Genomic DNA, 14114 nt, shown 5'->3' with positions numbered 1-14114 from the left:
AACAACTGTTTCCGCGTCGATGCCGGCCAGCGCCGCCACGGGGTTCGGGCCGGGCGTGAGCAGGGCGGTGTCGCCGGCCAGGGCCGGGATCAGGCCGGCCCGCAGCGCCGAGGACTTGCCCGAGCCGGACGGCCCGAACACCGCCGTGAACCGCTGCCGGCCCACCCGCGCCACCAGGTCGGCCACGAGCTGCTCACGGCCGACGTACCGATCGGCGTCGGCGACCTCGTAGCTGGCCAGTCCGACGTACGGCGCACCCGTGTCGGCGGCGTCCGGCGTAGCCGGTTGGGCCTCCACTTCGGCCCGGACGGCGTGCCACCGCTGCTCCCATTCCTCGACGTCCCCGCCGCAGCAGCGCACGAACGCGAGCGTCACGGCGAGGCTGGGAAGGCGCTTTCCGCCGGCCGCGTCGGACAACGTGGTGGACGAGAAATGGGCTTGCGCGGCCAGCGCCCGATAGGTCGGGCGACCGGCTTTCTCCCGAAGTCTGCGCAGGTCGAAGGCGAATTCCCCGAGCGCCGACCCGTCAAGGTCGAGCGGTCGCTCTGCACGCGGCATGTGGCCCCCAGGCCGGCGTCGACGATTGTCCGGTTCTTGATGTCCGGCGCTCATTCTCCGGCGTCGGACAACCACCGCACGCTACATATCCGTGCTGTCGAGGGGAACCGGGGAACAGCGAGGGGGACGAAAGTGCACCGAAGAATCGGCGTCGTTGCCACGGCAATCATCACCTTGGGCACCATCACCGCATTACCCGCCACCGCCGAGGCCAAAACCTGCGACTGGCAGGTGTCGAAGGTGATCGCGCCGGCCGGCTACGAAGCCGCGCACGCCTGGATCACCGGCACCGACAGCCACGGCAGCTATTCCGGCACGGTGGATTCGACGGTCTCCGACGCCGCCGTGCCGGTGCTCTGGACCAACGGGCAGCCGCGCATCGCCGACGAGCTGAGCGACTTCACGTACCCGCAGGTCGTGGACGAGAACTCGGCCGGCACCGTGCTGGTGTCCGGCACCCAGCGCGGCACCGGCCGCCGGGGTGCCTTCCTGTTCACCGGCGGCCACTCCGGCCACGGCGCGCTCACCTACCTGCCGTCGCCCGCCGGGTACGAGACCGACTACGCGACGGCCCTGAACGAGCGCGGCGACGTGCTGGCCAACGGCCACACGATGAAGGACAACCATGCCGTCACGCTGCTCTGGTCGACGCTGGCCGCCGGCCCGATCGTGATCGACACCCCGGCCGGCGAGGGCTCCGATCTCGACGACGACGGCACCGTGCTGCTCACCGACGGCCATGGCCACGGATCCCTGTGGCGGCACGGCCAGGTCGTCCCGATCGCCAGCGAGACGTATACGAACTTCCACGGTATGCGCGACGGCAAGGTGATCGGCGAGCAGACCGTCGCCTGGCCGGATTCTCAGTCGCTGCTGTGGACCGACCCCGCCACGTCCCGCCCGATCGACCACGGCGGCACCGCCCAGTCGATCAACGCCCACGGCCTGATCGCCGGCAACCGGGACGCTTACGACGGCCCGGCGGCCGTGTGGTCGGACACCACGTACCTGGCCGATCTGCCGCTGCCCGCGGGCACCAGGGCCGACGGTTCCTACCTTGTCGGCGACGACGGCACGATCTTCGGCCGCGTGTCCGGCTACGGACCGCTCCGCTGGACCTGCACCGGAACCGGAGCCCGGTCATGACCTCATGGAAAGGCTTCAGCATGTCCCTGTTCCGCCGCGCCAGAGCGGGGCTCCTGGCGTTCGCGATCGCGCTCGGCGGCGTCACGGCGGTCGCCGTGACGGCCGGCCCGGTCGCCAACGCCGACGCCACCTGCTCGGCCAACGTCTCCGTCTACGGCACGCTGGCCGACGGCCGCCTGACCTACACGTCCATCGACCCGGACAACGGCAACATCCTGCACATCGTCACCTCGGGCACGGCGCTGTCGTTCACGCCCAGGGCGATGGCCACGCTCAACTCCAACACCGTGCTCATCACGTCCACCGCCGGCAAGCTGTACCGGATCGACGTGCAGACGTTCAACACCAGCCTCACCTACACGGAGTCCCTCCTGCAGAGCGGCTGGACCCACAACCTGCTGACCTACGACGGCCACGGCCACATCTACGGCACGACGTCCGGCGGGCAGCTGCTCCAGTACCTGATGTCGGCCCAGGACGGCAAGCCGGGCGAGCTGCAGATCGGGCAGCGCGTCGAGATCGGCAGCGGCGGCTTCTACCTCAAGACGCTGGCCGCGGCGGCCGACGACCGGCTCATCGCCACCGCCTCGGACGGCCAGCTGATCAGCTACGCCGTCAACGCGAGCGGCGGCTACACCCGGGCCCAGCTCGACGACGCCGGCTGGCAGAGCTTCACCGACCTGGTCTCGCCCGGCGGCGGCCTGTACTACGGCAAGAACCCCGACGGCGCCATGTACTGGTACTCCGACGGCGACCCGGCCGACGGCCGCGGCGGCGACATCGCGTACCACCTGGACGACCCGGTGGCCTCCCGCGGCTGGACCCAGACCCTGCTTTCGGCCGACCCGACAACATGTGTTGTCAAGCCCGCGGCCAACCCGCTGCGCGGCAAGATCGTCGCGGCGGCCACCGGCGAGGTCGGGAAGGGCGAGGACTCCTGCCACATCTACAACAGCGCCTGCCACAACGGCCAGCCCGACTGGTGCGCCATGTTCGCCACCTGGACGTGGGCAACGGCCGGTGTCGCGGGTGTGCCGCGCGACGAGTTCGTGGCCCGTGGCCTGGGCAAGTGGGGTGTGCAGCACAACCTGTTCAAGTACCGGTCCAACAGCACGCACGGCAGCCCCAAGCCCGGTGACTGGGTGATCTACGGCGCGCCCGACGACCACGTCGGTGGCCACGTCGACGTCGTCACCGCGGTGCACCCGGACGGCACGCTGACCGTGATCGGCGGCAACGTCAGCAACCACGTCACCCGGCGGGTGATCGACCCCGACACGGCCAGGTCCGGCGCGAACAACGACCAGCCGATCTCCGGCTACGTCTCGCCGCCCGGCGCCTGACCTCCCACCGTCTCCACGGCGCCGCGGCCACCGCGGCCGCGGCGCCGTCCCCACCCAGGAGTCCACTTTGCGTTTAGCAGCAAGAACTTCCGCGGTCGTCGCCGCGCTGGCGATGGTGACTGCCGGCGCCGCCCAGGCCGCCACCGATTCCGACGACGCCGTGAAGGCCCGCGTCGCGCAGGTCGCCGCCTACACGACCGATCCGTGCAACGGCGCGCCCACCGCCGCCGACGCCGCAGCCGCCGGCAAGCTCAACGGCGTGCTCACCCAGGGCCTCAAGGGCGACATGACCGCCTACCGCGTGTCGTGCGCTCGCGCCGTCATCGACGCCGTGCAGAAGCGCGGGCTGGACGAGCGGGCCGCGGTCATCGCGATCACCACCACCATCGTCGAGTCGACCATCGAGAACATCAGCGAGAAGGTCGACCACTCCAGCCTCGGCCTGTTCCAGCAGCTCGACTCCTGGGGCACGGCGGCGCAACGACTCAACCCGTCCTGGGCCACCACCAAGTTCCTGGACGTGATGGAGGACTTCTACCCCAACGGCAGCTGGCGCACCGCCGACATCGGCGACGTCTGCCAGCGGGTGCAGCGCTCGGCCTTCCCCGACCGCTACGGCAAGCAGACCCTGGACGCCCAGCGCATCGTCGACGAGCTGAGCGGCCCCGGCGCGGTCACCGCCGGAATCTACGGCGCGCTGTCCGACGGCCGGCTCACGTACTCGACGATCAACTCCGCGACCGGCGACCGCACCAGGACCGTGGTCTCCTCGGCCAGCCTCGGTTTCGTGCCGAAGGCGTTGGCCACGCTGAACTTCAACACCCTGCTGGTCACCTCGCCGGCCGCGCAGCTGTACCGGGTCGACATCATCACCAACAGCAACTCGCTGGCCTTCTCCGAGCCCACCCCGCTCGGCGGCGGCTGGACGCACGACATGCTGACCTACGACGGACACGGCCACCTGTACGGCATCGCCAACGGCACCCTGATGTCCTATGTGGTCTCCCGGCCCAAGCCGGCGGCCTCGCAGGTCGGGCAGCGGGTCGTGATCGGCGACGGCTTCACCATGCGCACCATCGCCGCCACCGGCGACGACTGGCTGATCGCCATCAGCACCGCCGGCGTGCTGCGCTCCTACCACATCGCGGCCGACAACACCTGGACCGGCGCCACCCTGGCCGACCGCTGGAGCACCTTCGACCGGATCGTCTCGCCCGGCTACGGCCTGTACTACGCGCAGACCCGCGACGGCGCGCTGTACCGGTACTTCGACCACAATCCCTATGACCTCAACGGTTCCGATATCGAGGGGTTCGGAACCGACCCCGTCGACACGCAGGGATGGACTCAGATCCAGCTGTCGGCACAGCCGCTGGTCGGCTGACCGCGGCCGGGATCCCTGGCGGGGGGCCAGGGATCCCGGCCACCGGTGGTAGCGTGGCCTCCAGGGGGGATCATGATCTGGAAGCCGCTGACCACCGCCGGTCTTGCGCTGTGCCTGGTTTCCGGTTGCGGCACACCGCAACCGCCGCCGCCGGGGCATGCCGCGAGCAAGGTCACCGTGGTCCGCGGCGACGTGACCTATCCCGTGACGGCCGAGATCGTCCGCTGGGAGGTCAAGAAGCATCCGCAGACGCCGCAGCGGGGTGTGGCGGTGTTCTTCGACTACAAGTTCACCGGGGCGCAGCCGACCCGGATCGAGGTCCAGGTGTGCGCGGTGGACGAGCACCGGGTCGTGCTGCTGTGCGGGAACATCGGGCTCCCCACGCCCGGCACGATCGAGCCGCCGTTCGGCGACGACTGGCTCGGCCCGGACGAGGCCGACGGTCGGATGGGCCTCCAGCGCACGTCCGAGGTGCTGGTGGTGCCGGACCAGATGTACGCCGGGCCGCACGCCGGCGACCCCAAGGACGGCGACGGCTACGTGCCGCCGAAGCTGCTGGGGCCGGGCGATCAGCTGTAGTGCGTGATGATCAGCCGGGCCAGTTCTTCCGGCTGGTCCTCGGAAACGAAGGTGTACGAGTCGGCGACGTCGACCAGTTCGGCGTCGGGCAGCGTGGCCGCGAGGCGGTCGAACAGCGAGGCGCGGAAGATCCGGTCGTCGGCGGCGCGGACCAGCAGAACCGGCTTCGTGAATCCCTTGAGCACCTCGGCCGCGGCCAGGGTGTGACGGTTGTCGACTCCGGCCAGGAATCGTTTGAGGTCAAGGCGAACGGCCGCGCTGTCGCGGGTCGGCCGCGTGTAGGAGGCCATGATCTCCGCGGGGATGCCGCGTTTGGCCAGCCAGCCGAAGGTGATGGGTTGGCGCTGCACGGCCGGGAGCTGGAGCAGGCGGCTGAGCAGCCAGGACACGCCGGGTTTGCGGATCATCCTCGGCAGCGCGTCGAAGGGCTTGGGGAAGAACTCCTCGAAGGCGTCGCAGGGCGTCAACACGACCCGGCTCAGCCTTTCCGGGTGGTTGGCCATGAGGATCTGGGTCAGCGCGCCGCCGGTGTCGTTGGCGACAACGGTGACGTCCTTCAGGTCTAGCGCCTCGATGAAGTCGGCGATCAGCCTGGCCACGCCCGGCGGCGTGAGGTCGGCGTCGGCCGCCATCGGCAGCTGGTGCGCGCCGAGCGGCAGAGTCGGCGCTATGCAACGGAATCCGGCGTCGGCGACCAGCGGCACGACCTTGCGCCAGAGATTGGCGTTGACCAGCAGGCCGTGCACGAACACCACCGGCGGGCCGGAGCCCTGCTCGGTGTAGGCGATCTTGCCTGCGGGCAGGGTCACGGTGTCGAACATGTGGACCTCCTCGGTGGCTCGTCGACGCAGGCCGCGAGCACGTCGAACGCCGCCTGCCGGCCGGCGTCGACGGCCTCGCGCAGGCGGCTCAGGCGCCGGTCGGTGCGGCCGATGCGGGCGCTGCCCAGCGGCGGGCGGATCTGCAGCGTCGCCGGGTGTCGGGCCAGCAGCCGTTCCTCTTCCGCCCTGAGCACGTCGCCGCGCAGGTACGGCGCGAGGGCGCCCGGGGCGCGCCGGGCGAACCACCGCGACGCCACCAGCCTTTCGGCCAGCGGCGGCGGTCCCGACGTCTCGTCCTCGCGCATCGTCCGCAGCGCCACGATGTGCGTGGCCTGCTGGTTCAGCGCCGTCCGGACCGGCACCGATTCGCTGATACCGGCGTCGACGAACAGCTGTCCGCCCATCTCCACCGGTCCCCCGGCCAGGATCGGCATCGCCGTGGACGCCTTCAGCGCCAGTCGCACGCCGGCCTGGTCGTGGATCCGGTCGTGCAGGTCGACCGGCTCGCCGGTGCGGGCATCCGTGGCGATCGGGTGGAACCCCACCGGGTTGTCGAGGATCTCCTGGAAGCCCATCGGCATGATCTTCGTGTACACGGTGTTGACGAGGAAGTCCGTGTCCACCACCGGCTTGCCGCGCAGGGCGTTGCCCAGGTTGATCGTCGTGCGCATGATCAGCGGGTCCCACCAGGCGTGTTGTGTCTTCGCCGCCTGCCCGCACAGCAGCCAGGCCGCGTTCAGCGACCCGGCCGAGCTGCCGTACACCGCGTCGAAGGCCGCCAGCAGCCCCAGCTCCTCGATGGCGATCGTCATCCCGCTGGAGTAGGCGCCCCGGGAGCTGCCGCCTTCGATCAGCAGCACCAGCCGCGCGTCGTCGCGGCGCTGTCCGGGAAGACTCCGGTCACGCCTGCGGTCGCGGAGCAGCTGAAGAACGGTCATCAGCCCTTTATACCCCATCCGCCCCGCTCAGGCCGGTTTCGTGACCGTCCTAACAACGTTCCGTATCATCGTTCCGTAACGTCCGTCAGTCCAGGAAGGACTGACTTTCGGTAGTTCTTCCAACTACTTCACGTAGAAGCTCCAGTCCCGCCGGCAAGGGCCTGGCGCCCTCGGTCTCCATCGTCACGACAACACCTGTTTCCCGGGCCCGCCGGACCAGGGTGTCGAGATCGCCAAGACCCGGGGTCGCCCCGGTGGGTGCCGAGGCGTCGCCGTCGCCCCGCAGCAGCGGGAGCATCTGTCGCAGCTCGGCCAGCCCGGCCCGGCTGGTCTCCTCGATCGATCCCAGCGCCCGCCGCGCCTCTTCCGGCCGGCTGTCCAGCACATATCCGGCGACACCGGCCTGGAGCGTGATCAGGCCCATGCCGTTGGCCACCACGTCGTGCAGTTCCCGGGCAATCCGCAGGCGTTCGCGGGCAGTCGCCGCCTGGATCTCGTGCTCCCGTTGCGCGGCAACGTAAATCCGATGCTCCCGAATGGTGATCCCCAGTCCCCATGCCGTGATCACCATCGCCGCCGCGGTCACGGCCTGGCCGCCGAGCGGACCGAACGCTCCGGCCAGCAGCACCGCTACCGCCACCAGCAGCGCGATCATCGCCGTACGGCGCGAAAGCCTTGTGGCAACCGTGTAGGCGGCCGCCGCGACCGCGACGAACGGGGCGCTGATGACCGGCAGCAGCACCAGCGCCTCGCACGCCGCCAGAACCACCCAGTACACCGCCGCAGGCCAGATCCGCCGCACGGCAACAGGCGTTGTCGCCGCCAGCGTGATCACGAACCCGACCGGCTCCGGCAGGCCGAACAGCTCGATCCGCGGCGACGCCGGCACGACGAAAGCCGCCAGCGCCACGGCGAACACCGCATCGAGGGCCAGCCAGTGCTCACGGCGCAGCCGCCCGGCTAGCGGCACTCTGAGCTCAGACACAACCCGACCATATCGACAAAACGCCGAGGGCACGTCCTTCCCGAGGATGACCCACCCGAGCAGGACGACAAGGGCCATTCACCGACAACACAATCGCCCCATGAACCTGAACCGAGGACGACTACGAATCGCCACCATGGCGGCCGCCGGGTTCCTGCTGGCCGGTTGTGGCGTGGCGAGTGCCGATCAGTCCGCTGTGGACTGGCGGGACTGCGGCACCGGGGTTCGCTGCGCCACCATGACAGTGCCGGTCGACTGGCTGCGTCCCGACGGGCCGGCGACGCTGATCAACCTGGCGAAGGTCCCGGCCAAGGACCCGGCCCATCGCCTTGGTTCCCTGATTGTCAACTGGGGCAGCGGAAGCAGCACCTCGACCGTTCACACGACCCCGCTGCCACCGGTGTACGACGACCTCACCCAGCACTTCGAAGTCGTGGTCATCGACTCACGCGGCGTCGGCCAGACCGACAACCACACGCTGGTGCCGTGCCCACGCCCCGAGCCGTCGGCCTTCGACCTCGTCAAGGCAACGGGCCAGGCCGACTGGGACGCGCACGCACGAGCCAACGCCGCCTACGATGCGAGTTGCCGGCAGGCGGCCGGGCCCCTGTTCGACGGTCTCACGTCATGGCAGACGGCGCACGACATCGAGGCCCTGCGAGTGGCCCTGGGTGAGCCGAAGCTGCGCTATGTCGGCAACTCCTACGGCGCCACCTACGGGCAGGCCTACGCCGACCTGTTCCCGGATCACGTCCAGAGCATGTTCCTCGACGGCGTTCCCGACCACACGCAGTCCCGGCTGGAGGACTGGCTGCGCGATCGCGCCGTGACCCAGGAACAGCAGCTGTTCCGGTTCCGCGACTGGTGCGACGCCCGCACCTCCTGTGCCCTCCACGGTCAGGACGCCGTGCGGATCTGGGACGGCCTGGTGGCCAAGGCCCCGCTGCCGGTGGGCCAACTCGACGTCGGCATGCTCAACAGCCTGCTCACGCCACCGACCTGGCCCAAGCTGGCCCAGGCACTGGCCAAGGCCAAGGCCGGCGACCCGAGCGACTTCCTGACCACCATCGCTCCCCTGCCGCCGGAGCCCCAGGGCTACCTGCTCGACGAGACGCTGTGCCACGACTACATGCCCAACGTGCCCAGCTACCACCAGTTCCCACCCATCGAGCAGCGACTCAAGACGGTGGCCCCGCACATCGGCTGGACCGAGGGCCGCCTCGAACTGGGCCGCTGCGTCGGCCTCTCCCCCGCACCGGCCTATCCACCGGCGCCGCTCAAGGCCACCGGAATGGCACCGGCGCTCGTCGCGATCGGCGAGCTCGACAGCAACGCCCCCAACCTCGGCGCCGCCCACGTCACCACGCAGCTTCCCGGGGCCCGGGCCATCTGGCACGGCGACGGCCACGCCGCCTATTTCCTGCACGGCAACACTTGTCTCAACGGCTACGTCATCCGCTACCTCACCGACGGCACGCTGCCCGCCGCCGGCGCCACGTGCCCGGCCGAGATGATGAACCACGTCGGTCAGCCGCTCGATGCTACTGGCGCAGGCAGGTGATCCAGTAGTCGCCGGCGGAATCACGGTGCACGCCATGGGTTTCGCTGGGGAAGCCGGGGAAGTGGCGGTCGAAGGACTCCAGGGCGCGCAGGTAGCGCAGGGTGGGCTCGTCCTCGTGACCGGCGTCCTCGCCGGGCATGAGGACGGGAATGCCGGGCGGGGTGGTGACGACCTGGGTGGCCACGGTGCGGTCGGCGAGCTCGGCCAGGCGGACAAGCTCCGTGCCGCCGCGGAGAAGACGCTGGTAGGTCTGGGCGGGCGTGAGAACGGGCCGAGGAGGATGGGTGAAAGCCTCGTCCAGCAACGGAATCAGCGAACTGGAGCGGAGCTGGGCGTGCATCTCGTCGCAGAGCTGACGGAGGGTGAGCCGGCCATAGCGCGACGGAAACTCCTTGACCAGGGCGGGAAGGACGTCGGTGAGCGCGGCGCCGGTGTCGTACAAGGACTTGAAGTCCAGCAGGCCGTCGAGCAGAGTGCCCCACTTGCCCTTGGTGATGCCCATCGAGAACAGGATCAGACACGTGTAGGCGTCGGTCTTCTCGACCACGATGCGCCGCGTCTCCAGGTAGGCGGTGAGGATCTTGGCCGGGATGCCGGTGTCGCCGGCCGTGCCCATGGCGTCGGTGCCGGGACAGGTGACACTGACCTTGATCGGATCGAGCAGGCAGTAGCCCTCCTCCAGCCCCGGGAAGCCGTGCCACGTGGCGCCGGGGTCGAGGGTCCAGCACGAAGGCTCGGCCCGCAGCAGATCCACCGGGGCGTCGGCGAAGTCGTAACGCTGACCGCTCCGAGGGTCACTCACTTCAGGCGGCTGCCAGGTGCCGAAGAACCACGGGGGCCGGTCGCCGGCGGCGGCGATGCGGCGGCCGATGCGGGCGACGGCCTGACGGAAGCGGATGGCCTCGGTGACGGCCTCGTCGGACAGCCACTGGCCGCCGGCGCCGTCCATCATGGCGGCGGCGACGTCGAGCCCGGCGATCATGGGATACATCGGCGACGTGGTGGCGTGCATCATGAACGTCTCGTTGAACTGCCGGTGGTCCACCGGCGACCGGGGCGAGTTCTTCACGTGCAGCATGGCGCTCTGCGACATCGCAGCGAGCAGCTTGTGCGTGGACTGGGTGGTCAACACGGTCGGCCGGGCGGCGTCGGGCACGGTGGAAGCGTCCACGGACATGCCGTATCGACGGGCGTAGAGCGGATGGAAGCGGGCGTAGGCGAACCACGCCTCGTCGAGGTGAAGCCGAGGCACACTTTCGCCCAACAGCGTGGAAAGCCGAACGGCGTCGTAGCACAGGCCGTCGTAGGTGGAGTTGGTGATCACGGCGTACACGGGCGACGGATCCGCCGCCCCGGCCGCAAGCGGGTTGTCCCGCAACAGATCCGCGACGGTGGAGCGATTCAGGGCCGCGGGCGGGATCGGGCCCATCAACCCGTAGCCGTTGCGGGTGGGCACCAGGTAGGCGGGACGGCCGCCGGTGAGGGTGAGGCCGTGGTAGATCGCCTTGTGGCAGTTGCGGTCCACGAGCACGAGCTCGTCGGCGGCGATGCTGGCGTGCAGCGCGATGCGGTCGGCGGTGGAATCCCCGTGCAGCACGAAATACGTCAGGTCGGCGCCGAAGATCCGGGCGGCGTTGCGCTCGGCGTCCCCGATCGGACCGGTGTGCTCGAACAGGGAACCCAGCTCGGCCACGGAGATCGACAGATCGGTGCGGAACAGCCGCTCCCCGTAGTAGTCGAACAACGTCCGCCCCACCGGCGACTTCAGGAACGCCACTCCCCCGGCGTGCGCGGGAGTGTGCCAGGAGTACTCGTGGGTGTCGTCGAAACGCCGCAGCTCACGGAAGAACGGCGGCAGCAGGTCATCCCGGTACCGCCGCGCGGCGACGCCGACCCGCCCGGCGATGAAGCCGGGCGTGTCCTCCAGCAGCCACACGTAGCCGCAGACCGCCTCGGACACCCACAGCGGCAGGTCGTCCACCGACGCCACCGTGGTCACCAGGAACACCGGCAACCGGGTGAAGCGGGCCATCAGCGCGGTCAGCACCGCCTCGGCCGGCCGTTCCAGGATGCCGTCGGCGTCGTGGAGGTCCCAGCTCACCAGGGCGGCGGTCAGGTCGGCCCGGCTCTGCACGAGGGCCAGCGCGTCCTCGTCGGTGCCGGCACGGATCACGCCGTGCCCGTCGCCGGCCAGGTGCTCGCAGATCCGCGCCAGCTGGTCGGCCATCACCGACCCCGGCGAGATGTCGTTGAGCGCCAGCAGAATCGTCGATCCGGACAAGGCGGGCTCTCCTCCCGGTGCGGCCGGAACTCGCCATCCAGGTATAGAGGTCGTTCGGCCGCAGCGTCGATCGTCCGGAAGGATGAACCATCCTGTCAGCCGATCGGAGCAGTCACCACCTGGTACTTCGACGCCGACCACGCGCCGGCGGTCGGCTCCAGCCGGATCGTGACCGTCGACGGATACGAGCCCGGCACCTCGAAGGAGTCGGTCAGCCAGCGGGAACTCTTGTTGGCCAAGGGTTCCACCCAGGCGCCGATCAGCCGGCCGTTCACGAACACGGTGGCGCTCTGGTACCCCGATGCCTGGTCACCGGTGCGCACCAGGCGAAATGCCCCGGAGACATGCGCGGTGAAGCTGATCGGACCGGTCGCCGCCGTGACGGTCCCGGTCACCGGCTGGGCGCTGCCCTCGAAGGTGGAGGTCAGGGATGCCCGAGTCTCGCCGCCGGCCTGATACCCATGCGCGGCACGGCTTCCGGCGTCGGCCGGATCGACCACATCGGACTGTGCCGCAGTGGCATTGCCGTCGCCGTACCAGTAGGCGGTGGAGCTGTAGGCCGCCGCGGCGTCGTTGGCCGGCCCATGCTCGATGCCGAACCTCAGGCCGGTGTCGAACGGCACGGAATCGGGCAGCAGTAGACGATATGCGCCCGTGCAGTCGTACTGGCAGCCGTCGCCGGCGGTCTGGTAGGCGGGGTTGCCGACCAGCGGCATCGCGTAGGTGGTGCCGTCGCGGAAGTACCAGCCGGACTCGTAGAAGTCCTCGGTGCCCGTGCCGTGCCAGGCCGGACTGGCCGAGCCGTCCACGTAGGCCCGCTCGTCGCCTTCGAGGTAGGCCCGCTGGTTGCCGGTCGGGATCAGCCCTCGCATGGTGTGGGTCGCGCCGTAGAACACGCCGTGACCACGCACGTCCATGAACGGAAAGTCCTTCCCGTTGACCGTGGTCGAGGCGATGTGGGTGGCGTGGAAGGGATCCTGGGCACTGCCGCCCGGTGCGGAGGTGATCTCCGCCGTGGCGCCGGCGATCGCCGCGCCGCTGCCGTTGACGAGCTGCACGGTCGCGGTGCTGGAGAACGGCATCGGCCACCACGCGGTCAACCAGCCGCCGGGAGTGGCGTCGATCGAGGACATGAGGGTGCGGGTGTCGAACTCCCCGAGCCCGGAGCCGAAGAACTCGCCCAGTGGAGCGTCCACAGTGGTCCGACCGTCGAAGGCGATGCGCAGCCGGGCGTTGGACAGCACGGAGTTCGTGGCGTCGACCTGACCGGCGGGCACGTCGTAGCGGAACACCCGGCTGCCCTGCCAGGTCGGCGCGGTGATCTGGTAGCCGTGGGCCTGTTCCTCGCCGGGATGACCGGGACCGAGGTCGACCACGTCCGTGCGGTTCCAGTCGGCGCCGACCTCGCTGTGCACGTCGTACCGGAACTCGTTGACGTCCACGGAGGACGACACGAAGTCGTTCTCCACGTGCAGCAACGACTTCCCCGCCGTCAACGCCGCCGGCAGCTCGATCGCCTGCTCGGCCCACATCCCGCCGGGCACCGCGGCCCCGTTGGACCACTGCCCCACCGACTGCCCGTCGACCACGAGGTTGGCGCGCTGACTGCCGATCCCCGGGTCGTAGCGACGGGTCAACCGCACACCCGAGTTGGCGGGATCGATCGCCACCGTAAAGGCACTGTGCCCGCCGGCGCCGAAGGCACGGCCGTCGTCGTTGACCCGCGGACTGCGCACCAACTGCGGCAACCGCAGGCGCAGCTGCGTGATTCGGCCCGGGCCGGCGAGCTGGGCCAAGGTCGTCGTCCCGCCGGGAAGGGCATCGGCCGACGCCGGCACGGTGCTCGCACCGGCCGCGGATCCCTTGGGATCGCGCAACCCGAACGCCCGCAGCTTGTCGATCACGTCCTGCGCCCGGTCGCCGGGATCGAACGTGCTCACACCGGCGGGATCGGCGAACGTGCGGTAGTCCACGTGGTAGAAGAGCGGATTCTGTTCGGTGGTCACGCGCATCGACTGCCGGTACGGCATCGGCACCTTGATCACGGAACCGCCCGCGGTGTCGTCGCCGTTGCCGACCAGCGGCCACACGAACGGCGCCCCCAGCTTGCCGTCCACCACGTCCTGAAGCGGGGCGTTGAGCACGATCTTCCCGTCGAGCTCCACCTTGATCCGACCGGTCTTGGCCACCACGCCGTAGTCGCGCGTGAACCAGATCGACGACAGCTCACCGGCCCCGGAGCGCTCCGCGATCACGCAGCCGTCGGCCGTCGTGCGCAGGCAGGAGTAGGTGCCGTTGAACCCGTCCTCATTGCCGCCGGTTCGGTCGAAGCTGGAGAACTGGCGGCTGCGCGCCCCGTCCTGCGGCAGCCCCAGGGCATCCATGTGCCGGTAGACGTCCCAGCCGACCGGACCGTTGTCCACAATGGACATGGGCCGGGCCGATACCGGCGAGGTGAGCATCGCCGCCAGGCCCAACGCGCACAACACCCTGCCGATCACCGGGTCCCCCTCCGCCG

11 protein-coding genes are annotated in these 14114 nt (G+C 69.9%); 5 read left to right on the top strand and 6 right to left on the bottom strand.

Going from position 1 to position 14114, the window contains the following annotated elements; genetic code table 11:
* A partial coding sequence (locus KUTG_RS45470) for a helix-turn-helix domain-containing protein (RefSeq protein WP_043726133.1) occupies window positions 1-558 on the bottom strand: 558 nt, incomplete at its 3' end.
* 39 nt (window positions 559-597) lie between these two features.
* On the opposite strand from KUTG_RS45470, the gene KUTG_RS45465 reads away from it, so the two are divergent.
* The 4 genes from KUTG_RS45465 (at window position 598) to KUTG_RS45450 (ending at window position 5010) form a co-directional block, all read left to right on the top strand.
* Window positions 598-1704, top strand: coding sequence for a hypothetical protein (locus tag KUTG_RS45465; RefSeq protein WP_198047549.1), 1107 nt, complete (start codon window positions 598-600; stop codon window positions 1702-1704).
* A complete protein-coding gene (locus KUTG_RS45460; protein WP_157495243.1) occupies window positions 1701-3047 on the top strand; it encodes a CHAP domain-containing protein in 1347 nt (448 codons plus the stop codon). The genes KUTG_RS45465 and KUTG_RS45460 overlap by 4 nt, the downstream gene beginning before the upstream one ends.
* A gap of 67 nt (window positions 3048-3114) precedes the next feature.
* Complete coding sequence (locus KUTG_RS57335) at window positions 3115-4431, top strand: tachylectin-related carbohydrate-binding protein (protein WP_198047548.1); 1317 nt, start codon at window positions 3115-3117, stop codon at window positions 4429-4431.
* A 72-nt stretch (window positions 4432-4503) separates the two neighbouring features.
* Entirely contained in the window at window positions 4504-5010 is a 507-nt protein-coding gene (locus KUTG_RS45450) for a hypothetical protein (protein ID WP_052396179.1), read from the top strand.
* On the opposite strand, the gene KUTG_RS45445 is transcribed toward KUTG_RS45450, so the two are convergent.
* The 3 genes from KUTG_RS45445 to KUTG_RS45435 all read right to left on the bottom strand — a co-directional run bounded on the left by KUTG_RS45445 (window position 5001) and on the right by KUTG_RS45435 (window position 7754).
* On the bottom strand, window positions 5001-5831 hold the full coding sequence (locus KUTG_RS45445; RefSeq protein WP_043726127.1) for an alpha/beta fold hydrolase: 831 nt from the start codon (window positions 5829-5831) through the stop codon (window positions 5001-5003). The two genes, KUTG_RS45450 and KUTG_RS45445, sit on opposite strands and share 10 nt — an antisense overlap.
* On the bottom strand, window positions 5816-6769 hold the full coding sequence (locus tag KUTG_RS45440) for a patatin-like phospholipase family protein (RefSeq protein WP_043726126.1): 954 nt from the start codon (window positions 6767-6769) through the stop codon (window positions 5816-5818). Before KUTG_RS45440 ends, KUTG_RS45445 begins: the two co-directional genes overlap by 16 nt.
* A gap of 85 nt (window positions 6770-6854) precedes the next feature.
* Window positions 6855-7754, bottom strand: a complete 900-nt coding sequence (locus KUTG_RS45435) for a sensor histidine kinase (RefSeq protein ID WP_198047547.1) — start codon at window positions 7752-7754, stop codon at window positions 6855-6857.
* A 100-nt stretch (window positions 7755-7854) separates the two neighbouring features.
* On the opposite strand from KUTG_RS45435, the gene KUTG_RS45430 reads away from it, so the two are divergent.
* Window positions 7855-9315 (top strand): alpha/beta fold hydrolase, encoded by a 1461-nt coding sequence (locus KUTG_RS45430; RefSeq protein ID WP_043726124.1) that lies wholly within the window; start codon window positions 7855-7857, stop codon window positions 9313-9315.
* On the opposite strand, the gene KUTG_RS45425 is transcribed toward KUTG_RS45430, so the two are convergent.
* Together KUTG_RS45425 and KUTG_RS45420 are read right to left on the bottom strand one after the other, a co-directional pair.
* On the bottom strand, window positions 9296-11596 hold the full coding sequence (locus KUTG_RS45425) for an Orn/Lys/Arg family decarboxylase (protein ID WP_043726123.1): 2301 nt from the start codon (window positions 11594-11596) through the stop codon (window positions 9296-9298). The two genes, KUTG_RS45430 and KUTG_RS45425, sit on opposite strands and share 20 nt — an antisense overlap.
* A 95-nt stretch (window positions 11597-11691) precedes the next feature.
* A complete protein-coding gene (locus KUTG_RS45420; protein WP_232241285.1) occupies window positions 11692-14097 on the bottom strand; it encodes a glycoside hydrolase family 172 protein in 2406 nt (801 codons plus the stop codon).
* Between the last annotated feature and the right edge of the window lie 17 nt (window positions 14098-14114).

This window comes from Kutzneria sp. 744 (genome assembly GCF_000568255.1).
GTDB lineage: Bacteria > Actinomycetota > Actinomycetes > Mycobacteriales > Pseudonocardiaceae > Kutzneria.
Note: the sequence above shows the minus strand (reverse complement) of the source record. Positions and strands in the feature narration are given on the sequence as shown.